This window comes from Chryseobacterium sp. HNCC26DJ238 (genome assembly GCF_057180465.1).
Map to the genome: position 1 here is coordinate 132,677 of NZ_JBXUGI010000008.1, position 24,755 is coordinate 157,431.

Annotated in this window: 22 protein-coding genes; 10 read left to right on the top strand and 12 right to left on the bottom strand. The window is 36.5% G+C overall.

The genetic code is table 11. From position 1 onward, the window contains the following. Positions 1-329: 329 nt before the first annotated feature. The gene (gene ffh, locus AC2A07_RS09585; RefSeq protein ID WP_484050198.1) at positions 330-1,691 is read left to right on the top strand and encodes a signal recognition particle protein; all 1,362 of its coding nucleotides are present in this window, start codon (positions 330-332) and stop codon (positions 1,689-1,691) included. Between the two features lie 141 nt (positions 1,692-1,832). Here the strand turns inward: ffh and AC2A07_RS09590 are convergent, their stop codons facing one another. The 4 genes from AC2A07_RS09590 to AC2A07_RS09605 form a co-directional block, all read right to left on the bottom strand. Continuing rightward, positions 1,833-2,504 (bottom strand): outer membrane beta-barrel protein, encoded by a 672-nt coding sequence (locus AC2A07_RS09590; protein WP_314491385.1) that lies wholly within the window; start codon positions 2,502-2,504, stop codon positions 1,833-1,835. Between the two features lie 210 nt (positions 2,505-2,714). After that, entirely contained in the window at positions 2,715-3,215 is a 501-nt protein-coding gene (locus AC2A07_RS09595) for a hypothetical protein (RefSeq protein WP_484050199.1), read from the bottom strand. A 134-nt stretch (positions 3,216-3,349) separates the two neighbouring features. After that, complete coding sequence (locus AC2A07_RS09600; RefSeq protein ID WP_484050200.1) at positions 3,350-4,015, bottom strand: porin family protein; 666 nt, start codon at positions 4,013-4,015, stop codon at positions 3,350-3,352. Positions 4,016-4,115: 100 nt separating this feature from the next. After that, a complete protein-coding gene (locus AC2A07_RS09605; protein ID WP_484050201.1) occupies positions 4,116-5,072 on the bottom strand; it encodes a PhoH family protein in 957 nt (318 codons plus the stop codon). Positions 5,073-5,199: 127 nt separating this feature from the next. Between AC2A07_RS09605 and AC2A07_RS09610 the strand changes: the two genes are divergently transcribed. The 6 genes from AC2A07_RS09610 to rplI all read left to right on the top strand — a co-directional run bounded on the left by AC2A07_RS09610 (position 5,200) and on the right by rplI (position 10,496). Beyond that, on the top strand, positions 5,200-6,027 hold the full coding sequence (locus AC2A07_RS09610) for an SAM-dependent chlorinase/fluorinase (protein ID WP_314491397.1): 828 nt from the start codon (positions 5,200-5,202) through the stop codon (positions 6,025-6,027). Positions 6,028-6,090: 63 nt separating this feature from the next. Then, positions 6,091-7,407 carry a dihydrolipoamide acetyltransferase family protein gene (locus AC2A07_RS09615; RefSeq protein WP_484050202.1) on the top strand — a complete coding sequence of 439 codons (1,317 nt, stop codon included), beginning with the start codon at positions 6,091-6,093 and terminating at the stop codon, positions 7,405-7,407. Positions 7,408-7,613: 206 nt separating this feature from the next. Next, positions 7,614-8,969, top strand: a complete 1,356-nt coding sequence (locus tag AC2A07_RS09620; RefSeq protein WP_484050203.1) for a chloride channel protein — start codon at positions 7,614-7,616, stop codon at positions 8,967-8,969. A gap of 217 nt (positions 8,970-9,186) precedes the next feature. Further along, a complete protein-coding gene (gene rpsF / locus AC2A07_RS09625; protein ID WP_264750155.1) occupies positions 9,187-9,528 on the top strand; it encodes a 30S ribosomal protein S6 in 342 nt (113 codons plus the stop codon). Between the two features lie 28 nt (positions 9,529-9,556). Continuing rightward, complete coding sequence (gene rpsR / locus AC2A07_RS09630) at positions 9,557-9,859, top strand: 30S ribosomal protein S18 (protein ID WP_034757623.1); 303 nt, start codon at positions 9,557-9,559, stop codon at positions 9,857-9,859. Between the two features lie 118 nt (positions 9,860-9,977). Beyond that, the gene (gene rplI / locus AC2A07_RS09635) at positions 9,978-10,496 is read left to right on the top strand and encodes a 50S ribosomal protein L9 (RefSeq protein ID WP_314491421.1); all 519 of its coding nucleotides are present in this window, start codon (positions 9,978-9,980) and stop codon (positions 10,494-10,496) included. A gap of 321 nt (positions 10,497-10,817) precedes the next feature. On the opposite strand, the gene AC2A07_RS09640 is transcribed toward rplI, so the two are convergent. Next, positions 10,818-11,408 carry a thioredoxin family protein gene (locus AC2A07_RS09640; RefSeq protein ID WP_484050204.1) on the bottom strand — a complete coding sequence of 197 codons (591 nt, stop codon included), beginning with the start codon at positions 11,406-11,408 and terminating at the stop codon, positions 10,818-10,820. Between the two features lie 79 nt (positions 11,409-11,487). On the opposite strand from AC2A07_RS09640, the gene AC2A07_RS09645 reads away from it, so the two are divergent. From AC2A07_RS09645 to AC2A07_RS09655, 3 genes are read left to right on the top strand one after another with little or no spacing between them, the layout of a single operon-like run. Next, on the top strand, positions 11,488-12,372 hold the full coding sequence (locus AC2A07_RS09645; RefSeq protein ID WP_314491426.1) for an LpxL/LpxP family acyltransferase: 885 nt from the start codon (positions 11,488-11,490) through the stop codon (positions 12,370-12,372). Between the two features lie 4 nt (positions 12,373-12,376). Further along, positions 12,377-13,360: a glycosyltransferase family 2 protein gene (locus AC2A07_RS09650; RefSeq protein ID WP_484050205.1), complete on the top strand. Its 984-nt coding sequence runs from the start codon at positions 12,377-12,379 to the stop codon at positions 13,358-13,360. 47 nt (positions 13,361-13,407) lie between these two features. Next, positions 13,408-13,962, top strand: coding sequence for a 3'-5' exonuclease (locus AC2A07_RS09655; protein WP_484050206.1), 555 nt, complete (start codon positions 13,408-13,410; stop codon positions 13,960-13,962). A gap of 86 nt (positions 13,963-14,048) precedes the next feature. Here the strand turns inward: AC2A07_RS09655 and apaG are convergent, their stop codons facing one another. The 7 genes from apaG to glgB all read right to left on the bottom strand — a co-directional run bounded on the left by apaG (position 14,049) and on the right by glgB (position 24,591). Beyond that, positions 14,049-14,435, bottom strand: a complete 387-nt coding sequence (gene apaG / locus AC2A07_RS09660) for a Co2+/Mg2+ efflux protein ApaG (RefSeq protein WP_484050207.1) — start codon at positions 14,433-14,435, stop codon at positions 14,049-14,051. A gap of 80 nt (positions 14,436-14,515) precedes the next feature. Continuing rightward, positions 14,516-15,769, bottom strand: coding sequence for a 2-oxoglutarate dehydrogenase complex dihydrolipoyllysine-residue succinyltransferase (gene odhB / locus AC2A07_RS09665; RefSeq protein ID WP_484050208.1), 1,254 nt, complete (start codon positions 15,767-15,769; stop codon positions 14,516-14,518). 42 nt (positions 15,770-15,811) lie between these two features. After that, positions 15,812-18,628, bottom strand: coding sequence for a 2-oxoglutarate dehydrogenase E1 component (locus AC2A07_RS09670; protein ID WP_484050209.1), 2,817 nt, complete (start codon positions 18,626-18,628; stop codon positions 15,812-15,814). A 124-nt stretch (positions 18,629-18,752) separates the two neighbouring features. Then, entirely contained in the window at positions 18,753-19,793 is a 1,041-nt protein-coding gene (locus AC2A07_RS09675; RefSeq protein WP_484050210.1) for an SRPBCC family protein, read from the bottom strand. Positions 19,794-19,864: 71 nt separating this feature from the next. Next, positions 19,865-21,133 (bottom strand): glucose-1-phosphate adenylyltransferase, encoded by a 1,269-nt coding sequence (locus tag AC2A07_RS09680; RefSeq protein WP_484050211.1) that lies wholly within the window; start codon positions 21,131-21,133, stop codon positions 19,865-19,867. A 103-nt stretch (positions 21,134-21,236) separates the two neighbouring features. Further along, complete coding sequence (locus AC2A07_RS09685; RefSeq protein WP_484050212.1) at positions 21,237-22,643, bottom strand: glycogen synthase; 1,407 nt, start codon at positions 22,641-22,643, stop codon at positions 21,237-21,239. Position 22,644: 1 nt separating this feature from the next. Beyond that, positions 22,645-24,591, bottom strand: a complete 1,947-nt coding sequence (gene glgB / locus AC2A07_RS09690) for a 1,4-alpha-glucan branching protein GlgB (RefSeq protein ID WP_484050246.1) — start codon at positions 24,589-24,591, stop codon at positions 22,645-22,647. Positions 24,592-24,755: the final 164 nt, after the last annotated feature.

Sequence of the window (24,755 nt, forward strand, 5' to 3'; positions counted from 1 at the left end):
TGCAATAATAAAACAAATTACAATCAATAAAAAATTGGACTTTGTCTTATCAACGATTGACAGCGAAACAGCAAGCCATAATAAATCTTTGAAAATATTGATCGCAAGAAATTTCATTCCCGCATCCGGTTTGCTGTAAAGATACTTTTTAAATATCCGGTAGACAATCAGATTGAGAACGGCTATTAAAAATATGACGATGATGCTGTCTGAGAAATTCATTTTGCAAAAATAAGATTATAATTCACATCTAAAATAAATCTCCTTATACTAAATATGATAAATTATTAAAAATTCCTTATTTTTGCACCCTATAATTTACAATTAATATGTTCAATAGTTTACAGGATAAGTTAGACAAAGCACTTCACAATCTTTCCGGACGTGGAAAAATTACCGAAATCAACGTTGCGGAAACCGTAAAAGAGATCCGTAGAGCATTGGTAGATGCCGACGTTAATTATAAGGTAGCCAAAGATCTTACTAAAAGAGTTCAGGATAAGGCATTAGGTGAAAACGTTCTTACATCACTTACTCCGGGACAGTTGATGACTAAAATTGTTCATGATCAATTGGTAGATTTAATGGGAGGTTCTCAGGAGGGAATCAATCTTTCGGGAAAACCATCTGTTATTTTGATCGCAGGTCTTCAGGGTTCCGGTAAAACTACCTTTTCTGGAAAACTTGCTCATTATTTAAAAACTAAAAAGAATAAAAAACCTTTATTGGTTGCTTGTGATGTTTACCGTCCTGCTGCAATCGATCAGCTGAAAGTTCTTGGCGGACAGATCGGTGTTCCGGTTTATACAGAAGACGGTGCAACCAATCCTTCTACTATTGCGGAAAATGCAATTAATTTTGCAAAATCTAACGGTCACGATGTTGTCATCGTCGATACCGCAGGACGTCTCGCGATTGATGAGCAGATGATGAACGAAATTAAATCTGTTCATTATTTCATTAAACCGAACGAAACCTTATTTGTGGTTGACTCAATGACAGGTCAGGATGCTGTGAATACGGCAAAAGCATTTAATGATGCCTTGAATTTTGACGGTGTTGTTTTAACTAAGTTAGATGGTGACACCCGTGGTGGAGCGGCTTTAACGATTCGTTCCGTTGTTGAAAAACCAATTAAATTTATCTCTACAGGAGAAAAAATGGAAGCTCTTGATCTTTTTTACCCTGAAAGGATGGCTGACAGGATCCTGGGAATGGGAGATGTTGTTTCCTTGGTAGAAAGAGCCCAGGAACAATTTGATGAAGAGGAAGCTAAAAAACTCCACAAGAAAATTGCTAAGAATGAATTTGGTTTTGACGATTTCTTAAAGCAGATCAACCAGATCAAAAAGATGGGTAATATGAAGGACTTAATGGGAATGATTCCCGGAGTTGGTAAAGCCATTAAAGATGTTGAGATCAGCGATGACGCATTTAAACATATCGAAGCAATTATTTATTCAATGACCCCTGAGGAAAGAAGAAGACCTTCAATCATCAATACGCAGAGAAAAAGCAGAATTGCAAAAGGAGCGGGAAGAAAAATTGAAGATGTCAATGCTTTGATGAAACAGTTTGATCAAATGGGAAAAATGATGAAGATGATGCAGGGACCACAGGGAAAACAAATGATGCAGATGATGAGCAAAATGCCGAATATGCCTGGAATGGGTGGAATGTTCGGAAAATAATTGAAGACAAACTTTTCAATATACAGCTGTCAGAATTTTCTGAGAGCTTTTTTATGTTCTTAATTAAGTTTTTCATTTTTAATGCACAAAAAAACCTGAGAAAAATCTCAGGTTTTGTATTATTGTGATGTGCTTGACTAATTACTTAGCAAATACATATTTAACACCGATTCCAACATTCGCAAGGTTTAAACCAAAGCTGTAGTTGTTTGTAGCATCACCGTCTTTTGGCTTGAAGTTATTATAACCAAATTCTCCGATAGTAGCTTCGATTGTCCAGTTTTTGTTTAAGAAATAATCTAAACCTGGTTTCACTGTTACCCCTACTGAAGTATATTTAGCTTCTGAAGAAACAGAAGTAGAAGATACGGTTGTTCCTGCTGCAGTAGTCGTTGTACTCACAGAAGAATTTTCAGTTTGAGTTTTTCCAAATTGCATTGGTACAGCTAACTGTCCGAAGAAATACAATTTATCAGATAAAGTCCAGTATTTTCTTGCGAAAGGAGCCACAACAAAAGCAGGGTTTTTAACTTCTCTTGTGTTTACTGTCGTTGAAGCAGGACCAAATACTGTAGTGGTAACATTAGTATCTTTTTGAGTTTGAAAACCTACTCCTAAACCTACTGCAAAGTTTGGCGCTACGAAAAATCCAGCTGTAGGAAGTACGTTAAAGTTTTCTACTTTAGAATTTCCGTTATTAGTTTCTTGTTGAGAATAACCAACAGATCCTGATAAATATACAGTTCCTTTAGCAATCTGAGCGTTTGATAAACCGAAAAGTGCCACAGCACTTGCAATTAGTAATTTTTTCATTTTGAATAATTTTAATACTTTCTTGGCGCAAAGGTATAATGACCCAATTCAATATTAAAATTTGTTAACATGATTAATATCACCCATGGATATTGACTTTTTCGGACTAAAATCGCATAGAGGAGAATTAAATATTTTTAATTCAACAATATTCAAAAAAAAACTCCAATTTTTCAATTGGAGTTCAATATGACCTGTATTTTAAATATTTTACTTTAAAAAGAAATTAACACCTAAGTTAATGGCTCCAAAATTAGAGTCTATCCTTCTGTCTCTGTCGAAGTCACGCTCACTGCCAATATTCTGATATCCTAAATACAGTTCAGCTTTCGGTAACTGAAAACCAACTTTTGGATACACATATAAACCACTGTCAATCCCATTTTTCGTAGAAATAGCACCTCCAAGATCAAGACCTACAAACAAAGGCAGACCATTAAACCTGTATTTACCTGAAGCAGCTAATGGAATGAAGCCAAAATCTTCCCATCTGTCTTTACCGAAAAAATGTGAATATCCTGTAGCAATACCGACATCTAATCCTTTGGTGATATTCCACATGTAAGCTGCGTCTACCCCTAAAGTAAACGATGCGTAATCTGCAGCATCACCCACCGGCGCGCCAATATGTCCACCCAGTTTAAAACCTTCCTGCGCCTGTACTGCTCCTCCGAAAAATACAAATGCACTTAGTATCAATAATTTTTTCATTTTCAATTAATTAAAATTTTGTTATTAACATAATGATTTCACATCACAAGCAAACACAATGCCGCATGTACCACATTATAAAAAAATAGCAGAACAAATTGTTCTGCTACTATATAATTATAACTTATTCTGATTTAGTTTCCTCCGAATTTAAAACCTACTCCTACCTGTAAAAAGCTGTTGGTCAGTTTTCCGTCTTCAGAATCTTTAGCAAGGTTAGAAACCCCGTAATTATATCTTGCGTCGAAGAAAAGTCCGTTTTCAAGAGCGAACTCTGCCCCTAAAAAAGGAGCAATATTCAACGTATTAATATCATTTTTAATATCTCTCTCATCGTCAGCAGAAATTTCCAGACCCGGAATCAGCCCTAAACCAAGATCAGCAACAGTTTTGGTTTTTGCTGAAAGGATAATCCCAAAGCTTGCACCTGCAGAAACTGAAAAACTTTCTGAGATAAAATATTTTGCAGATACCGGGATCAGTAAAGTTCCGAATGTAGTTTTATTCTGTACTTTAATATAGTTCACTACATCATCCGGATCCTCAACGCTTTCGCTGATCTTACCTCCTAACGGAGAATAGAGAACTTCTCCCTGAATACCAAAAGTATCACTCAGTTTATGCTCTACAACACCACCAACATAAAAGGTATGCATGGGGTCGGTATTTTCGACATTCTGATTATCCTTATACTTGATAGTCGACATAGAATATCCCGCCTTTGCACCAAACCGGGTTTCCTGAGCATTCAAAGCAACTCCGGTCAGAATTGCTGAAGCAACCAGTAGTAATTTTTTCATAGTTAAAAGTTTTAACAAATTTTAAGACCCCAAATATATCACTTCTCATGGAATGGCAAAACAATTTTAAACATTTATGAAAAAAAACTGGACTATTATATTATTCTCTTGCTTTTTTATCTTCTTCATTATATGCGAGAATAATTTTTTTCACTACAGGATGACGTACCACATCTTCTTCCGTTAAATACACAAAACCGATTTCCTTGACATCTTTCAAAATTCTCATGGCTTCTTTTAAACCTGAATGCTGTTTAGGAGGCAGATCTATTTGTGTGGGATCTCCTGTAATAATAAATTTAGCATTCATTCCCATCCTTGTTAAAAACATTTTCATCTGAGCATGAGTGGTATTCTGGGCTTCGTCAAGAATAACAAATGCATCATCAAGCGTTCTTCCACGCATAAATGCCAGCGGGGCTACCTCAATAATTTTTTTTTCTATAAAGCCTTCCAGCTTTTCATGTGGGATCATATCGCGAAGCGCATCATATAATGGCTGTAAATAAGGATCAAGCTTTTCTTTCAGATCTCCGGGTAAAAACCCTAAGCTCTCCCCTGCCTCAACTGCAGGTCTTGTCAAAACAATTCTCTTAACTTCTTTATCCCTCAAAGCTCTGGCAGCCAAAGCTACACTTGTATATGTTTTACCTGTTCCCGCAGGACCAATGGCAAAAACCATATCTTTTTTATCCGTTTCTTTAACCAGCCTTTTCAGATTAGTTGTTTTTGCTTTGATGATTTTCCCGTTAACTCCTTTTACAATTATATCCTGATCAAAAACAAGATGTCTCTCATTCTCATCTTTTAGATTCAGAAAGTTCTCAATGTCTTTAAGTCCTATTGAATTGTTTTTTGAAATAAACGACACGATGTCATCCAGTTTTATTTTGAATATATCAAGGGCTTCCTGATTGCCCATAGCAAAAATATGATGATCCCTTCCTGTAATTTTAAGTGTCGGGAAGCTGGATTTTATTAAATTGAAATATTGGTTATTGACCCCGTAAAAGTTTTTCGCATCAATGCCCTCTAAATCGTACGTTAATTCAAACATGCAGATATTTTTATAATTTAGATTTTAAATTTAAAAGTTTTTTTTCAGAATTAAATCAAATTCTTATCCACATTCTTTATTTCTTTTCTTTTATTTTAGATAAATTTGCACCTCTATCAGATTATTCATGTCAATTATTACCCTTACCTCAGATTTTGGACGTTTAGATTACAGAGTTTCGGCTATGAAAGGGAAAATCCTGTCATTGAATCATGAAGTCAACACTATCGATATCAGTCATGATATTCAAGCATATAACCTTATTCAGACGTCTTATATTGTAAGAAATGCTTACCGGTATTTTCCAAAAGGTACGATCCATATTTTAGCAGTAGACAGTTTTTTTCATAAATCAAGAAAAAATATTTTATATAAAGCTGACGGTTCATATTTTCTCGCTGCCGACAACGGTTTACTGAGTCTGATATTTTTTGACATAAAACCTGAAGCAATTTATGAGATCACTCTTAATAACAGATTTGATGATATCGTCAATTTCACTTCAACCGATGTTTTTGTTCCTGTAGCAGTCCATTTGGCTAAAGGTGGTCTTCCCGAAGTAATTGGACGAAAAATAGACAGTGCCAAGCAACTCCTTTTTCCAAAACCTGTTTATAACGAACCGGAAAAGATGATTATCGGTGAAGTGATGTACATTGATAATTTCGGAAACATTATATCCAATATCAGTAAAGAATTTTTTGAAACCCTGGCGAAAGGTTTCGAAAAATTCACTATCAAGTTCAGAAATTTGAGTTTGTCAAAAATCTACTCAAGTCATACTGAGGTTGTAACTGACTGGGACAGAGAAACTGAATACCACGGACAGTCTGCGGCTATTTTCAATGACAGTCAGCAACTGGAACTTACCATTTACAAGGGAAGTAAAAAGAATGGTGCCAAAACCCTTTTTGGTCTGAATGTCGGTGAAAATATTTACATCGAATTTTTCTAAAATTATCTATTTCATAAAAAAACCGATTTTTTTTATATATTTGTCAAAATCTAAAATTAGAAAATGGCAGAATACAAATTATTGCTTCCTTCTATGGGTGAAGGCGTGATGGAAGCTACAGTAATCACCTGGTTATTCAATGAAGGCGATCAGGTAAAAGAAGATGATTCGGTAGTAGAAATTGCAACAGACAAAGTAGATTCGGATGTACCAACACCGGTTTCGGGGAAAATTGTAAAAATCCTTAAACAGAAAGATGAAGTTGCAAAAGTAGGAGAAGCCATCGCTATTTTAGAAATTGAAGGAGAAGGTGGAAGTACATCATCTGAAGAAGTGAAAAGCGAAATATCAGCTCCGGATACAGAAACCATTAAAGCAATTGAAGAACCTTTAAACCCAACAGCTACTTCTCACGTAGAATTTTCGGGAGATCTTTATTTATCTCCTCTGGTAAAATCTATTGCCCAACAGGAAAATATAAATGAGTCTGAGCTTAAAACCATCAAAGGAAGCGGTTTAGAAGGAAGAATTACCAAAGAAGATATTTTATCCCACGTAGCTAACCGGGGAAATCTGCCTCAGGCAACTCAACAGCCGGCTGCTCAGGTTCAGGCAGCGACACCTGCACCATCTGTAACTTCAGCACCTGCTTCTACAATTTCTACAGCTGCCGGTGACGAAATCATTCCTATGGACAGAATGAGAAAAATCATTGCAGAAAATATGGTTAAGGCAAAGCACATTGCCCCTCACGTTACTTCTTTCATCGAGACCGATGTCACCAATGTTGTGAAATGGAGAGCTAAAAACAAGGATCTATTTGAAAAACGTGAAGGCGAAAAACTGACGTTTATGCCTATTTTTGTAAAAGCGATCGTTAAAGCCATTCAAGACTTCCCTATGATTAATGTTTCTATCAACGGTGACAACATTATCAAAAAGAAAAACATTAATATCGGTATGGCCACTGCTCTTCCAGACGGAAATCTAATCGTTCCGGTAATTAAAAATGCAGACCAGCTGTCTCTTTCAGGACTGGCAAAAGCAATCAATGACCTGGCATACAGAGCAAGAAATAAAAAATTACGACCTGAAGACACTCAGGGAGCTACTTATACGATCTCGAACGTAGGAAGTTTTGGAAACCTGATGGGAACGCCTATTATTCCACAGCCTCAGGTTGCGATTATGGCCATCGGAGCTATTGTCAAAAAACCAGCAGTTCTGGAAACCAAGGATGGTGATGTTATCGCAATCCGTCAGTTGATGTTCATGTCTCACTCATATGATCACAGAGTGGTAGACGGTTCTTTAGGTGGAATGATGCTGAAACATGTGCATGACTACCTTCAGAACTGGGATTTGAACACGGAAATATAAGTAATGAACTATTGGTAATAAGTAATGGGTAATGAGTAATGTTGTTGCTACTGATTTTAAATATAACCTTCGATTTTTTTCGGAGGTTTTTTTGTTACATTGGGTTACCCAGTTTTAGAATAACCATCATTATGAATTTCAGAATTTGATCATCAAAATAAGTTTTCTAATTTTCATATTTATAAAAAAAAGTTTAGATTTGAAACATGCGTAGAATTTTTATCTACCTCAGAAAAGGGTTAAAAAAATCTTTCGACAACATCCGGAATGAACAGCTTAAACATAATCTGCTTCAGGCGATCCCTTTTTGGATAGGTTCAGTGATCACTGGATTTTTTGCCGTGATGTACGCAAAGATTTTCGCATGGGGAGAAAACCTGCTTCACTTCATCCTCAACTGGCACGACTGGATGATTTTTCTGATTGCACCGGCTGGTTTTGTACTTTCATGGTGGTTGGTGAAAGAGTTTGCCCCTTACGCAAAAGGCAGCGGAATACCACAGGTAATGGCAGCTGTAGAACTTGCAAATCCTAAGGAACATAAAAAAATACGAAGCCTTTTAAGTCTAAAGATCATTGTTTTTAAAATTATTTCATCCGTTGTCTTAGTCATTGGTGGAGGTGCAGTAGGTCGTGAAGGCCCTACGATACAGATTGCAGGTTCCATATTCAGAAAAGTCAATGAATATCTTCCGGAATGGTGGCCGAAAATTTCGAAGAAAAATATGATTATGACAGGAGCCGCTGCCGGACTGGCAGCAGCGTTCAATACGCCTCTAGGAGGAATTGTATTTGCCGTTGAAGAACTGTCAAAAACTCACATCAATTACTTTAAAACAGCACTTTTCACAGCAGTAATCATTGCAGGTCTGACAGCACAGACACTAGCGGGTTCCTATCTCTATTTAGGATACCCAAAAACCAATGATGTTTCCTTGATGGTGATGTTCCCGATTATTCTGGTGGGTGGCGTTGCAGGAATTTTTGCAAGTCAGCTTTCCGTAACGATGTTAAAGATGAATGACTGGAAAAAAAGAAAATTAAAAACTGATAAAGCCAACGTTTTATTTCTTGTTGGCTGTGCTTTACTGATCGCATGCATCTCCTTTTTTATCAGCAGAGAGGTTTTAGGCTCAGGTAAAGAGATCATGGAGCGGGTACTGTTTACTCAGGATAAGCATGAAGACTGGTATGTCCCGGTTTTAAGAATGTTGGGTCCTGCCCTGTCATTTACTTCCGGCGGTGCAGGCGGAATTTTTGCTCCTGCACTAACAGCAGGTGCAAGTATTGGCTCAGTCATTTCCGGAGCCATCCATCTGACCCCCAACGAAACGAATGTCGTCATTCTTGCAGGAATGGTAGCCTTCCTTACCGGAATTACAAGAGCACCGTTTACTTCAGCCATTATTGTTTTGGAAATGACAGACAGGCATTCACTGATTTTCCACCTGATGCTTGCAGGAATGGTTTCTTCGATCGCATCAATTCTGGTCAGCAGACATTCGCTTTACGATGTTCTAAAAATGAATTTTCTAAGGGAAATAAGAAATAATGAAGATTAAAATATTGATTAAAAAATTTTGTAAGCTTGGTTATCCGAAATTCTAATTTCTAATCAATTCCCACTGTAAAAATGAGATTTCAAACGAACAAGAGCCTAATCCACATATTTTGGAGATATTATTGATTAATTTTGACATATCATCTTCGGTTTATTGTGTATTATAAATATAATTCATATTTTTGCACCTCGAAATAATTAACAAATTCATTTACATTATGAACAATTACGAAACTGTTTTCATTTTAACTCCCGTTCTATCTGATGCTCAGGTGGAGGAAGCAGTGAAAAAATTTGAAGATCTTATCAAAGAAAAAAACTGTGAAATTGTCACTAGAGAGAACTGGGGATTAAAGAAATTAGCTTATCCTATTCAACTTAAAAAGAATGGATTCTACACTTTAATCGAATTTAAAGGTGAAGGAACTGTAGTTGCTGACTTAGAATTGGCATTCAAACGTGACGAAAGAGTAATTCGTTACCTTACTACAAAACTAGACAAGCATGCTGTAGAGTATGCTGTAACTAGAAGAACTAAACTTAAAGCTTCAAGAGCTTAATTATTAACCCAAACAAAAAGACAAAGACATGGCAATAGATGATATGGCTAAACAAGCCTCTGCTGGAGGTGAATCTGAAGTAAAATTCCTTACTCCACTTGATATCAATACTAAAACTGATAAAAAGTACTGTAGATTCAAAAAATTCGGAATTAAGCACGTAGATTATAAAGATGCTGATTTCTTATTACAGTTCGTTAACGAACAAGGTAAAATTTTACCTAGAAGATACACAGGTACTTCTTTAAAATACCAGAGAAAAGTTTCTTCGGCTATCAAAAGAGCAAGACACCTTGCCATGATGCCTTACGTAGCTGACTTATTAAAGTAAGAAGCCTTTACAGGCAAAAGAAACAAGTAAAAACTTGTTGCTGAATTAATATTAAATTCTAACGAAGTAAAGAGAAACCAAAAAACAGGAACTCTGAACTCTAAAACGGACAACAACAATGGAAATTATCCTTAAAAAAGACGTAGAAAATTTAGGTCTTGAATTCGATACAGTAAATGTAAAACCAGGTTACGCAAGAAACTTTTTGCTACCTCAGGGAATCGCTCTTTTAGCTACACCAAAAAACAAAGCTACTTTAGAAGCTACTTTGGAAGCAAGAAAAGAAGAAGAAGCAAAATTAGTTGCTGCTGCCAATGCGGTAGTTGATCAATTGAAAAAAACTTCTATCACTATTCCTGCAAAAGTAGGTTCAGGAGACAAATTATTCGGATCAATCAACAACGCAGACCTTTCTGCAGCATTAGCAAAAGCTGGTGTACAGGTTGAGAAGAAATATATCAAAATCCCAGGAAATTCAATTAAGAGAACTGGTAAAGTAACGTCAATCATCAGATTGCACAGAAACGTTGAATATAACTTCGAATTCGATATTGTATCAGATGCTCCGCCAGCTCCTGCAGCTCCAAAACCAGCTCCAAAAGCTAAAGTTGAGGAAACTCCTGCTGAAGAAGCTTAAGACATCCTGAGAATTTTCTCAAAATATATAAACCACTTCAAATTTGAAGTGGTTTTTTTATGATTGATATCTATATGTTCTTTTAAGGAATTGCTGCTTGATTAAAATTAAATAATGTGAACAATATCACAGACAATCGCTAAAAGGTCTGAAAAAACGATTAAACATAGTAAATTGAAACGAAGTTCTGCCAACCTCGATAGGCAGGTAGAATGTCCTTCAATAGTATACTGAATCAGAAATAATCAGTATACCAGTTTTATACCCTCTGTAAAACTTTGATAATTTTCATAAAAAAACCGGGATTACTCCCGGCTTAACTTATGATTTTACACTCCATTCTTTAAAAAATGATTTTACTTTCTCAAGACTGTATCCTTTTCCTTCTTCCAATACATCACTCTGCTGTATATGAATCATTTTCCCGTTCTGATCCAACACAATAAATACGGGATACCCATATTTATCTCCGGGATTTCCGTACTTGGAAAATGTTTTTTCGTTTTTATTTTCGGGAGAATAATTCAGGTGATAGTACAGATAATTATCATCAACCAGTTTTTTTAATTCAGGAGTGGTCTGCACGTATTGATTAAACCTTAAACACCAGATGCACCAATTCCCTCCTGCCTGAATCATAATGTTTTTCTTTTCTCTCTTCGCTTTCAACACTAAATTTTCTATATCTTTTTCTGCGTCAGTTTTGGCATCATATGGCTTTGGAAGTTTCGCCTTTTCAGCCAATGCCGCTTTCTTCTTTGCTTCCTGTTCTGCAGTCTGTTCTGCCGTTGCTGTCAGAACTTTATTCCCGGAATCATTTGTTTTTGGGATTTCCTTTATATTCTGACCAAATACTAAACTTCCCAGGGTAAGAAAAGCAAAGGCAGCTATGATTTTTGATGTTTTTTTCATGAGATAAAATTAAAAAAATAATACTTAGTGTCAGCAAAAATGAAACCATAATTTTATTATTGCTAAATTTGTAGACTTTATGAATTTTCTGATAAAAATACTTTACCTCATTTCAAAAATGCCGCTGAGAATATTATATATTTTTTCGGACATCATCTTCTTTCTAAACTACTATTTTGTAGGGTACCGGAAAAATATCATTACTCAAAATCTTAAAAACTCATTTCCCGAAAAGTCAGCAGAAGAAATTGCTGAAATAAGAAAAAAATTTTATCTGAATTTTTCAGATTATCTTGCCGAAACAGTAAAGTCATTTACTATGTCAAAAACGGAGACGAGAGTGAGAATGCAACATATCAACCAGCACCTTTTTCAAGAAGCCAAAGAGGAAGGAAAGAACATTATCCTGCTAGCAGGTCATGTTTTCAATTGGGAGTGGATGAATGCCCTCGCGACGATTATTCCACAGATGAACTGCCATCCTGTATACAGAAAAGTTAACAGTGATTTTTGGGAAAAGCAGATGAAAAAAGTGCGGAGTAAATTTGGTAATCACGCACTGGAAGCTAATGAAGTCATTTTAAATATTTTCAGAAACCAAAATGACGGAAATTCTGTATATCTTTTTGTAGCGGATCAGACCCCGCATTCTTCACATGTAAATTACGGACTGGAATTCCTTAATCAAAAGACACCTGCGTTTATCGGCTACGACAAATTAGCAACAAGAATGGATCTGGTGTTTATCTATTCAGAAATGAAAAAGGTAAAACGGGGTCATTACCAGATCAATTATCACAAGATCGAGCCGGAGGGTGAAAAATTTGCAGCGAATGAAGTAGTTAAAAGATTTCATCAGTTATTAGAGAATACGATTAAGAAGAGGCCTGATAATTATCTTTGGTCACACAGAAAATGGAAATACCAAGATTCAATCAAAACTTTTGATTCTGAAAAAATTTAAATTAATGTCCGAAAATTTAGCTATTGTCATTCTCAACTGGAACGGAAAAAACTGGTTGGAAAAATTTCTTCCTAATGTTATTGATCATTCTCAGAATGCTGAAATTTATGTCATTGATAATTTTTCTGACGATGATTCAGTAGATTTTTTAAAATCAGAATTTCCTGAAGTTAAAATTATTGAAAATGATAAAAATTACGGTTTTGCAGGTGGATACAATGAAGGTTTAAGAAAAATTGATGCATCTTATTACTGCCTGCTTAACTCAGATGTTGAAGTTACAGAAAACTGGATAGAACCTGTATTGCTGTTGTTTGAAAGAGACTCTCAGATTGCTGCAGTTCAACCGAAAATTCTATCTTACAGCAATAAGGATCATTTTGAATATGCGGGAGCCGGAGGTGGACTAATTGATAATCTGGGATATCCTTATTGCAGGGGACGTGTCTTTGATGATGTAGAAAAAGATCTAGGTCAGTATAATGATGAAACTGAAATTTTCTGGGCATCAGGATGCTGTTTCTTTATCCGGTATGATGATTATTGGGCTCAAAACGGTTTTGATGACAGATTTTTTGCGCACCAGGAGGAAATTGACCTGTGCTGGAGATTAAAAAATTCAGGGAGAAAAATTTTTTATACAGGCAAATCCGCAGTGTATCACGTTGGCGGCGGAACTTTAAATAAGCAGAGTCCTCGAAAAACATTTCTCAACATAAGAAACAATCTTACAATGATGCTGAAAAACCTCCCTTTCCCAAGTTTATTGTGGGTGCTGTTTTTAAGAATGATTTTTGATGGTGCAGCTGCTTTTTATTTTGCATATAAAAACGGAATTTCACATCTTTGGGCAGTGTTACAGGGACATTTTGGTTTCTATGCACAAATACCGGAAACACTGAAACTTCGCCAAAAACATCCTGTTAAAAAATACTATCAAACCAAATGGTTAATTTTCAAACATTTTTTAATCAGCAAAAAACAGTAAAAAGCTCAATATACTCATACATAAGATTTAATTACTAAAACATTATAATGGACTTTTGCGCAATTGATTTTGAAACCGCTACTCATGAAAGACATTCCGCCTGTGAACTTGGAATCTGCGTAGTTGAAAACTCACAGATTATTTCTACTAAAACGTGGCTGATCAAACCTCCAAGCTTTCCTTATTTTAATCAGAGAAATATTGATGTTCACGGCATTTTACCCAATGATGTGCGTGACGCTCCGACTTTTGATGACATTTGGTATGAGGCACAGGAAATGATGTACGGCATGCTCATGATTGCGCATAATGCGAGTTTTGATGCAGGAGTTTTAAGAGGCTGCCTGGATTATTATGGTATGTTTAAGCCCAATCTAAATTATCTGTGCAGCATTCAGGTAGCAAAAAAATCATGGAATTATCTTCCGAAATATGGTTTAAAACATCTGGCAGAACACCATCAGATTAAATTTAACCATCATAGAGCCGGTGATGATGCAGAAGCTTGTGCACGTATTGCTTTATTAGGTTTTGAGAAGTTATTTATTACCAATAATGAAGAAGTAAATGAAAATTTCCATACCAAACTGAAAAAATTATAGAATGATAATCTGCTCATTATCCAAAATCTATTCAGACCATTGCACTTATAAAATCTGGATTTAATACTGGACAAACTGAAACTATCTTAATTGATCAATACAGCAGAAAGAAGATTAAATTTCGGAATATCAATTTCAAAATTCTCATGTGTTTCTTCATTTCTAACCAAATACATTCCGCTCATGTTTCCGACACCGGATCTTAGCATTACGTTCGAAAAATAGGCAAATTGATCATTTGGCTGTATGTCAGGAGTAAGGCCGATTACACCGTCTCCTACCACCTCAGTAAAACCAAACCCTACATCGAATATAAGCCATTTTCTTTTTAGAATCTTAATAGGAAAATTCCCTTCATTTTCAATTACGATATTGTATTTAAAAACAAATCGGTTTTCAGATGGATACGAATTTTTGCTGTCATATTCCGGCATCACAGATACCTTAATATTCGAAGTAATTTTTGAAAACATTTTGTTCGTTTTGTAGTGTGATACAAAAATCTCGCCTTTTTCAGAAGGCGAGATGATATGTGGTATTACAAAAAATATTATTATAATCCAAGACCTTTTCTTTCGTCTCCACCCAACAGGATTTCTACAGGATTGTCAATGCCTTCTTTTACCGCAACAAGAAATCCTACTGATTCTTTACCGTCAATAATTCTGTGATCATATGACATGGCAACATACATCATCGGACGGATGACAACCTGTCCGTCAACTGCTACCGGTCTCTGGATAATATTATGCATCCCTAAGATTGCAGATTGCGGAGGATTGATAATCGGAGTAGACAACATTGATCCGAAAGTACCGCCATTTGTAATGGTAAAAGTACCGCCTGTCATTTCATCAACAGTAATTTTACCGTCTCTTACTTTGATTGCCAGATCTTTGATATTTGCTTCAACACTGCTGAAAGACATATTTTCAGCGTTTCTCAATACCGGTACCATTAATCCTTTAGGACCTGAAACGGCAATTGAAATATCACAGAAATCATAGTTTATTTTGAAATCTCCATCGATCGATGCATTCACGTCAGGATACATCTGTAATGCTCTTGTAACCGCTTTTGTAAAGAAAGACATGAAACCAAGTCCTACTCCGTGTTTTTGAGCGAATTCTTCTTTATATAATTTTCTCAGTCTGAAAATTTCAGACATATCAACTTCGTTGAAAGTCGTTAACATCGCAGTTTCGTTCTTAACAGAAACCAATCTCTGAGCAATTTTTCTCCTAAGAACTGAAAGTTTTGTAGTCGTAGTAGATCTTGCACCTGTAGCGGTCAAAGAGCTTCCGCCCATTGCAGGAACAGCAGCCAATTCAGCATCAGATTTAGAGATTCTTCCGTCTCTGCCGGATCCTGAAACCTGAGAAGCATCAATTCCTTTTTCGTCAAGAATTTTCTTTGCAGCGGGAGATGGAGAACCTGTTGCATATGACTGAGGAGGAGCAGGAGCGGCTTTTGGAGCTTCCTGTTTTGCAGGTTCGGCAGCCTTAGGTGCTTCTTCCTCCTTTTTTGGAGCTTCGGCAGCAGGAGCAGCACCACCATCAGGTTTAGCAGCATCTACATCAATTAAACAAACTACCTGACCTACCTGTACCACATCACCTTCTTCAGCTTTCAAAGTAATGATTCCACTTTGTTCTGCAGGCAATTCAAGAGTTGCTTTGTCTGAATCTACTTCAGCGATAGGTTGATCCTTTTCTACGTAATCACCATCTTTTACAAGCCAAGTTGCAATTTCAACTTCTGTAATTGATTCGCCCGGTGAAGGAACTTTCATTTCTAAAATTGACATATTGAGTATATTTTATTTTTTTAATTGAATATTATTTTAAAATTAAGCAGTAACAGGTCTTTTTGCCGGAGCATCATCCGTATCAAAAACTCTGTTAATAACAAGGTTTTGGTTTTTCTCAAACATTTTATGACTTCCAGGGGCAGGAGCACCACTTGGCACAGGAGAAATAACCTGTATTCCTGTATCCCTGAAATTTCTTAAGATGTAAGACCAGGCTCCCATATTTTCAGGTTCTTCCTGAGCCCAGATAATTGATTTTTTATTTTCATATTTAGCGAAAACCGCTTCGATCGCATCATTTTGAAGCGGATACAATTGCTCGAATCTTACCAATGCAATATTTTCAGCATTCAGCTCTTCTTTTTTAGCCAGTAACTCGAAGTATAACTTTCCTGAACATAAAACCAATTTTTCAACCTTCTGAGGATCTGCAGTAGGATCATCTAAGATCGGCTGGAATCCTTTATTTGCAAAATCTTCCAATGGAGAAATAACTTTCGGATGTCTTAATAATGATTTTGGACTCATCACAATCAGTGGCTTTCTGAATGACCATTTCAACTGTCTTCTCAACAGGTGGAAATAGTTGGCAGGGGAAGTAATATTCGCCACAACCATATTTTCGTTGGCACAAAGCGTAAGGAATCTTTCTAATCTGGCCGAAGAGTGTTCTGCTCCCTGCCCTTCTGAACCGTGAGGCAACAACATCACCAAACCATCCTGAATCTTCCATTTTTCTTCAGCAGCTGCCAGATACTGATCAACAATAATCTGAGCTCCGTTGACGAAATCTCCGAACTGCGCTTCCCAGATAGTTAAAGTGTTGGGAGATGCCATTGCATATCCATAATCAAAGCCTAAAACTCCATATTCAGAAAGATGAGAATTGAAAACATCAAACCTGCTTTCCGAAACTTCTTTTAAAGGAACATATTCTTCCTCTGTATCTTCAGTTTTTACAACTGCATGCCTGTGAGAGAACGTACCTCTTTCTACATCTTCACCGGAGATTCTGATGTTGTGACCTTCAACAAGAAGCGTTGCATAGGCAAGCCACTCTCCTAGAGCCCAGTCTAAAGAATTGCCTTCGATAGCTTTCAATCTGTTTTCAAAAAGTCTGGTAATTTTATTCAGAAATTTTTTATCCGCAGGAAGTGTTGACATTTTGACTGCCAATTCTTTCAATTTGGTTAGATCGTAGCCTGTATCCACTGCTTCCTGAACAGCTCCTCTTCTTGCTATAGGAAAATTAGTCCAGTCGTCTGCCATGAAAATATCCATCACATTTTTTTCGATCTCCTTCGAAGCATCAAAGTCTTTATCTAAAAGTGCTTTGAATTCTGTTTCCATTTTTGCAATTACATCATTTGAAGTAATGCTGTCTTTTAACAGTTGATCTTTATAAATTTCTCTTGGATTGGGATGCTTCGAGATTAGTTTATACAAATTGGGTTGCGTAAATCTAGGCTCATCCCCTTCATTGTGTCCATATTTTCTATATCCCAATAAATCAATATATACATCTTTGCCAAATTTGGCTCTGAAATCAGCTGCAAAATGAATAGCATGAACAACAGCTTCTGCGTCATCAGCATTTACGTGCATTACCGGAGATTCTGTTACTTTTGCAATATCTGTACAGTACGTAGAAGATCTTGCATCCATGTAATTCGTGGTAAATGAAACCTGGTTATTCACAACAATATGAACAGTTCCCCCTGTCTTGTACCCTTCAAGAGTCATCATCTGGGCAACTTCATAAGCAATACCCTGACCAGCAAGAGCACCATCACCATGGATGACAATCGGTAAAATTTTGGAGTAATCTCCCTTATACCGGTCATCTACTTTAGCACGGCAGATCCCTTCTACCAAAGCAGCAACAGTTTCTAAATGTGAGGGGTTTGGAGTCAGATTGATTGATACTTCCTCACCCGATGCCGTTTTTATTTTTTTTGATGAACCCAGGTGATATTTTACGTCGCCTGAAAATACATCTTCCTCAAATTCTTTTCCTTCAAATTCCGAGAAAATCTGTTTGTAAGATTTCCCGAAAATATTGGTTAAAACATTCAGTCTTCCTCTGTGAGCCATTCCCAAAACAACTTCATCAACTCCCAGCTGGGAAGATCTTGAGATCAGTTGATCAAGTGCAGGAATAAGAGACTCTCCTCCTTCAAGTGAAAATCTTTTCTGACCGACAAATTTAGTGTGAAGATAGTTTTCAAAAGCTACTGCCTGATTCAGTTTAAGTAAAATCTCAGTTTTTTCGTTAGCGGATAAATTAGGATGGTTTTCATTCACCTGAAGCCACTGCTTGATAAATTCTTTTTCTTCAACATTATTGATGTACGTATATTCTACACCAATTGAATCGCAGTAAATATTCTCAAGGTGTCTGATCAGTTCCTGTAATGTCGCAGGACCTTTCATGCCTGTTTCAACAGCACAGTTGAATTTTGTATTCAGATCAGATTGGTCAAGACCAAAATTTTCTATATCCAGGGTTGGCGTATAATGCCTTCTTTCACGGACAGGATTGGTTTTTGTAAACAAATGGCCTCTCGTTCTGTAAGCTTCGATCAGATTTACTACCTTAAATTCTTTTTTGATGTGCTCAGGAACTTCACCATTGGCAGCTGCCTGGGAAATTTGCTGAACAGCAGGAACAGAGTTTACAGAAGCCTGTACAATCTGTGTGCTGTCGTCATCACTGTAGTTCTCCAACGCAAAATCAAAGCCTTGAAAAAAGGCTTTCCATGATGGTTCCAAAGAGTCCGGGAATTTTAAATACTGTTGGTATAAATCCTCAATTAACTGAGAATGAGCTGCGTTTAGGAATGAAAATCTGTCCATTATTACAGTTGGTCTATTTATTAAATTTTGTTAGTCGTATTAATCTTCAAATTTAATAAAAAAAACCGACTTGGGACAGGCTCAGACTATTAAAAAAAACTTAAAGGAATTTTTTATATTAAATTTATTTATAAACAGATAGGGAAAGCTTCATATTCACATCCTGATTTTCCAATGGCTGTTCTATGAAAGTCTGATAAATATCGCCAAACCTCATTTCGTCTGTTTTGGCTCTTTTAATCAGCTGCTGAATTGCTTTCACCCTTCCGGCGTAAGACCCTTTATAATAAATCACATAATTTTGAGTAGGACTCACTGATCTGAAACTGAAATTATTGTCATTAACTCCGAATTTTTTGGAAAGTGGAATCCCAAAATAGTAGGAAACTTCATTATCTTTAAAGTTATCAGCATCAGTAATAAGAATCGGATAACCAAATTCGTCTTCTTTTTTGCCCAGATCCATAGTAATAAAATTGTAGATTTTATTGTAATTCATTACGATATTCCTGTACAATGCATCTTTTTTGTTGGAAGCACTTACACTGATTCCCAGAAGCATTCTTGCTTCTTCCTTTTCGATCATCAGGCTGTCGTATTTTATGGAAGCCATCTGATTGTCTTTTGAAACCTTATTCCCAAGCACATTTTTTAGATTCACCATACTCTTATCAATATTATCAGTGAATTTATCTTCAGTCCAGAAGTTCTGCGCTCTCGTTAAGACCGACAATTTCGGAGTCTGCACCACCCAGGTAATTTTTGTTTTTACCTGTGAGACTGCTTTAAATTTAACATTAATTACAGTCGGATTTTCATCTTCATCTTCAAAGAGCTGATACCTCAAAGTTTTACCCGGATTTTCATAACGGATAAACATTTCGCCTCCGTCTTCACTTTTTGGATCGTTATAGCTGATTGCACTTCCCTGCCCTTCATAAGGCGTATAATAGTCAATGGTAATTGTTTTCGAATTAGTAAAAAAATTATTCCATCTCGTAAAATGCTGCAGGTTATTAAACTGGTTAAAGACTTTATCCAATGGATAATCAATTTCTTTTTCGACAGTAAAATTTTTACTTTCATCTACCAGATAATACATGGAGGCGGCATATGCTCCCACAAGTAAAACAATAATTAATCCTATGATTTTGAAAAAACGCATTGCACAAAAGTAATACAAATAAAAAAAGTGACCAATATATTGATCACTCCAATTTTATGTAATTTGAATTATTATCCAATATGAGTTCCCGGCTGTAAAACGGCACCCTTCTTTACAACAACAATTCCATCCTGCACAGAATAAGTTCCATAATCTCCGTCATTGAGATGCTTTCCTCCAATAATTCTGACATTGTCACCAATATAACAGTTCTTATCCAGAATTGCTCTTTCTATATAACAGTATTTTCCAATTCCCATATTCGGATGTCCCTGACTGTCATTATGCACTATCTCTTTTGTATTCTGATAAAAATCAGCACCCATAACATAAGAATTAACAATTGTACTTCCCTTATCAATCCTTGTTCGGTGCCCGATGACGGAATTTTCAACTTTATCTGCTAAAATGATACATCCATCCCCAAAAACTGCTTTGCTTACATAAGATCCGTTGATTTTTGATGGCGGAAGCATTCTCGCTCTTGTAAAAATAGGTGAAGATGAAAACAGATTAAACTGTGGAAAATCCTGACAGAGATCAAGATTAGCCTCGTAAAAAGATTCTATCGTTCCGATGTCGGTCCAATATCCTTCATATTGATAGCTCAGAGTATTGTATTTTCCTATTGAGCTTGGAATAATATCTTTACCAAAATCATCACCTGCACCATCTTCAAACATCTTCTTTAAAATGGATTTGGTGAAAATATAGATTCCCATAGAGGCTAAGTATTCTTTCCCTGAGACTTTGTTCTGATCAGATACTTCTGACTGCAGACCGTCTAAAATTTCATAACCCGGTTTTTCAATAAAAGAAGTAATATTTCCCTGATCATCTGATTTTAAAATTCCGAAACCTGTAGCGTCTTTAGCATTGACAGGAATAGTGGCAATAGTAACATCCCCTCCTTTTTCTATGTGGAAATCAAGCATGGCATTAAAATCCATCTGATATAACTGATCTCCTGAAAGAATCAAAATATATTCATAATCATATTTTTCCAAATGTTTCATTGACTGACGGACAGCATCGGCGGTTCCCTGAAACCAACTGTCATTTTCTACATTCTGCTCAGCTGCTAAAATATCTACAAATCCTTTACTGAATATATCAAAATGGTATGAATTTTTGATATGTGCATTCAATGAAGCTGAATTAAACTGCGTTAATACAAGAATTTTATTCAGTCCTGAATTTAAACAGTTTGAAATAGGAATATCTACTAATCTGTATTTTCCTGCGATAGGAACAGCCGGTTTTGATCTTGAATAAGTTAATGGAAAAAGCCTTGTACCTCTGCCTCCCCCCAAAACGATTGAAATAACATCTGGATTCATAAATTAATTTGTGATTTATCTATTATTAGTATTCTATTTTTTAAATTGTATAATTATATTCTCGATCTATCCGAAAAATTATTTCAGGGAAACCTATCAATCATTATTTTTGATATAAAGCGATATATTTCTCTGCCGATTTTTCCCATGCAAAATCAAAATTCATGTTGGAAATCACTAAATCTTCCATTGCCTTTTTCTGATTGTAAATGGCCAGTCCACGAACCATCGAATGAACAACATCATCAACACCCGGATACGTAAAATTTAATCCTGAGCCACCTGTAGAGATATCTTTTACCGTATCTCTCAATCCACCGGTATAACTCACTACAGGAACTGTTCCGTATCTCATCGCATACATCTGATTAAGACCGCATGGCTCTACCCTCGAAGGCATCAACAAAAAATCTGCCGAAGCGTAGATTTTGTGTGATAAATGTTCTTTATATCCGATATCTGTTGCAAAATTGGAATACACATAATTCAATTCTTTCAATTGATTTTCAAGATAAGAATTACCTGATCCCAGAACAATTATATTCAAATTTCCGTGTGTCTGCCTGATACTTTTCCAAATAACTTCAGGCAATAAGTCGGCACCTTTCTCAGTAGCAAACCTTCCAATGAATGCAAAGAGAGGCAGATCGGGATTCAAACCATATTCCCGGCAGAGTTTCTGTTTATTTTTGTTTTTAATTTTCAGAACATTCTTTTTACTGAAGTTAAAATCGAGCATAGGATCAGTCTCAGGATTCCAGACGTCAGTATCTATGCCATTGATAATACCGTACGCCTTTCCAAATTCATCCCTCACCAGGCTCTCCAAACCTCTGAAACTCACAAAAAGTTCTTCAAGATACCCTTCAGAAACTGTTGTGAAAGCGTGTGAACATTTGATCATACTTGCTAATGGGTTAATAAGTCCATTCCAATCCAGCAGTCCCCATTTATAATGGTCAAATGCGGGCATAAAATGTACCATATCCCAAGGCATCATTCCCTGATATTCACCATTATGAATCGTTCCTATTGTTTTTGTTCCTTTCAAAAACTGAAATTCCGGACAGTGTTCTACCATAAAGGGAACCAGACCGGTATGATAATCATGACAGTGCAGAACATCCGGGCGGATCTGCATGGCAGACAGCCAGTGCAGAACACCATGCTGAAATGCTAAAAACTGAAAACTTTCGTCCTGATATCCGTAAGGATTTTCGCGATCTAAAAGTCCGGGAATTTTCACCATAAACAATTCGAACCCCAAAGTGTCGGATTTTTCTTTCATAACCTGCACCTGCAGCATATTTTGCCCCTGATGAATAAACCCGTCAAAAACCACTTCAAAATGGTGATCATAGACAAAAGACTTGTTATACCAAGGCATTACAACTTTTGCATTGACGTCTTTTATTTTATTTTGGTACTTCGGCAGAGCTCCGACAACATCTGCCAGTCCTCCGACTTTGGCAACGGGATAACATTCTGTGCTAAGGTGATAAATCGTCATTTTATTTTTTATGTTGTTTTATTCTGTTTTGTTTATATCTTTTATTTTTTTTCATCTTCAGAACAATTCCTGCGAGAGGAGGCAGCTTCAGAAAAATTGATTTAGGACGGTTCATCCACCCTTCATCTTCTTCTTTAAAAACAGTGGAGTTCACTCCGCTTCCGTTATAGATTTCATCATCAGAATTGAAAATCACCTGCCATTGAGTATCTTCGTCGACTCCTATCCTGTAATCAAATACATCAGGTGTAAGATTCAGAATAATCATTAAAACATCATTTTTCTTTTTACCCTTTCTAAGATAGGTATAAACTGAACGTTCTTCATCGTTCGCTTCTATCCATTCAAAACCATAACTGTTAAACTGATTTTCATAAAGGGACGTTTCCTGTCTGTAAAGATGGTTAAGGTCTCTGACCAGATTCTGTAAACCTTTGTGTACCGGATAGTCCAGCAGATGCCAGTCTAAACTCTGTTTAAAATTCCATTCCGCCGTCTGTCCGAATTCGTCGCCCATGAAAAGTAACTTCGCTCCGGGGTGCGTAAACATGTACATGAATAAAGCTCTCAGATTGGCAAACTTCTGCCACTCATCACCTTTCATCTTGTAGATCAGACTTGCTTTCCCGTGTACGACTTCATCATGAGACAATGGCATCATATAATTTTCATTATACATATACATGGAGGCAAATGTCAGTTTATGGTGTCGGTGTCTTCTGTTTTCATAATCTTCTTTAAAATAATCCAGAGTATCATGCATCCAACCCATCATCCATTTCATTCCGAAACCTACTCCACCATCGTGAACGGGTTTTGTGAGCATCGGAAAATCCGAACTTTCCTCTGCGATAGTAATAATACTGTTGCCGAATTCTTTGTAAACGGCGGTATTGAATTCCTGCAGGAACAATTTTGCTTCGAGATTGACATTTTCCCCATAAATATTAGGCTCCCATTCACCTTCATCTCTTGAGTAATCAAGATGAAGCATCGATGTCACTGCATCTACACGAAGGCCGTCTGCATGATAGCGGTCAAGCCAGAACATCGCATTGGAGATGAGAAAAGACTTAACTTCATTTTTCCCGTAATCAAAAATATAGGATTTCCAGTCGGGATGAAAACCTCTTTTTGGATCTTCATGCTCATATAAATGACTTCCGTCGAAAAGATGAAGTCCGTTGGCATCTCCCGGAAAATGGGAAGGAACCCAATCCAAAATAACTCCAATATTATTTTTATGCAGTTCATCAATCAGGAACATCAAATCCTGAGGCGATCCGAAGCGTGAAGTTGCCGCAAAAAAACCTGTGATCTGATATCCCCAACTTGGGTCATACGGATATTCCATCACCGGCATAAATTCCACATGAGTGAAACCCATATATTTAATGTAAGGTACCAGCTTTCCAGCAATTTCTCTGTAATTTAAAAATTTTTCAGGAGATTCTGCATCTCTGAGCCATGATGCCAGATGCATCTCATACACAGAAACAGGAGATTCTAAGCTGTTACTTTTCCACCTTTTTTTCATCCATTCTTCATCATCCCACTCATACCAATTAGTAGAAACTAATGAAGCAGCCTGAAGATTCTGTTCCCAGCTAAGTGCATATGGATCACTTTTTTCTAAAATCATTCCCTGATTTTCTATGGCATATTTATAAAGTGTACCCCAGTTGATCCCGGGAATAAAACCTTCCCAAATACCGGAACTGTCCCAGCGTGGAAAAAGAATATGCTCAGTATGATTCCAGCTATTAAAATTTCCGATTACAGAAACTTTTTCTGCATTGGGAGCCCAAACTGAAAAGTAGACCCCTCTCACACTGTCCATTTCTACAGAATGTGCTCCGAATTTCTCGTAAAGACGATAGTGTTTACCTTCACGAAAAAGATAAATGTCATGGTCTGTGAAAAGTGTAAAGGTTTTTACCGAATTGATCATAGTGTTTTTTCAGTCAGATTGGTCATAAGCAGTTATTACAAAAAACACCGAAGCATATTTCGTGCTAAACTGTTTATTAATAAGTATCGATGACTATCAAATATATAAATATTTACTTTGTTAAAGGCTGTTTTTTATTAATTTTAATTAACCTATATCAA

Coding starts and splice junctions, on each gene's coding strand:
- ffh (WP_484050198.1), top strand. CDS start 330: ATGTTCAATAGTTTACAGGATAAGTTAGACAAAGCACTTCACAATCTT.
- AC2A07_RS09590 (WP_314491385.1), bottom strand. CDS start 2,504: ATGAAAAAATTACTAATTGCAAGTGCTGTGGCACTTTTCGGTTTATCA.
- AC2A07_RS09595 (WP_484050199.1), bottom strand. CDS start 3,215: ATGAAAAAATTATTGATACTAAGTGCATTTGTATTTTTCGGAGGAGCA.
- AC2A07_RS09600 (WP_484050200.1), bottom strand. CDS start 4,015: ATGAAAAAATTACTACTGGTTGCTTCAGCAATTCTGACCGGAGTTGCT.
- AC2A07_RS09605 (WP_484050201.1), bottom strand. CDS start 5,072: ATGTTTGAATTAACGTACGATTTAGAGGGCATTGATGCGAAAAACTTT.
- AC2A07_RS09610 (WP_314491397.1), top strand. CDS start 5,200: ATGTCAATTATTACCCTTACCTCAGATTTTGGACGTTTAGATTACAGA.
- AC2A07_RS09615 (WP_484050202.1), top strand. CDS start 6,091: ATGGCAGAATACAAATTATTGCTTCCTTCTATGGGTGAAGGCGTGATG.
- AC2A07_RS09620 (WP_484050203.1), top strand. CDS start 7,614: ATGCGTAGAATTTTTATCTACCTCAGAAAAGGGTTAAAAAAATCTTTC.
- rpsF (WP_264750155.1), top strand. CDS start 9,187: ATGAACAATTACGAAACTGTTTTCATTTTAACTCCCGTTCTATCTGAT.
- rpsR (WP_034757623.1), top strand. CDS start 9,557: ATGGCAATAGATGATATGGCTAAACAAGCCTCTGCTGGAGGTGAATCT.
- rplI (WP_314491421.1), top strand. CDS start 9,978: ATGGAAATTATCCTTAAAAAAGACGTAGAAAATTTAGGTCTTGAATTC.
- AC2A07_RS09640 (WP_484050204.1), bottom strand. CDS start 11,408: ATGAAAAAAACATCAAAAATCATAGCTGCCTTTGCTTTTCTTACCCTG.
- AC2A07_RS09645 (WP_314491426.1), top strand. CDS start 11,488: ATGAATTTTCTGATAAAAATACTTTACCTCATTTCAAAAATGCCGCTG.
- AC2A07_RS09650 (WP_484050205.1), top strand. CDS start 12,377: ATGTCCGAAAATTTAGCTATTGTCATTCTCAACTGGAACGGAAAAAAC.
- AC2A07_RS09655 (WP_484050206.1), top strand. CDS start 13,408: ATGGACTTTTGCGCAATTGATTTTGAAACCGCTACTCATGAAAGACAT.
- apaG (WP_484050207.1), bottom strand. CDS start 14,435: ATGTTTTCAAAAATTACTTCGAATATTAAGGTATCTGTGATGCCGGAA.
- odhB (WP_484050208.1), bottom strand. CDS start 15,769: ATGTCAATTTTAGAAATGAAAGTTCCTTCACCGGGCGAATCAATTACA.
- AC2A07_RS09670 (WP_484050209.1), bottom strand. CDS start 18,628: ATGGACAGATTTTCATTCCTAAACGCAGCTCATTCTCAGTTAATTGAG.
- AC2A07_RS09675 (WP_484050210.1), bottom strand. CDS start 19,793: ATGCGTTTTTTCAAAATCATAGGATTAATTATTGTTTTACTTGTGGGA.
- AC2A07_RS09680 (WP_484050211.1), bottom strand. CDS start 21,133: ATGAATCCAGATGTTATTTCAATCGTTTTGGGGGGAGGCAGAGGTACA.
- AC2A07_RS09685 (WP_484050212.1), bottom strand. CDS start 22,643: ATGACGATTTATCACCTTAGCACAGAATGTTATCCCGTTGCCAAAGTC.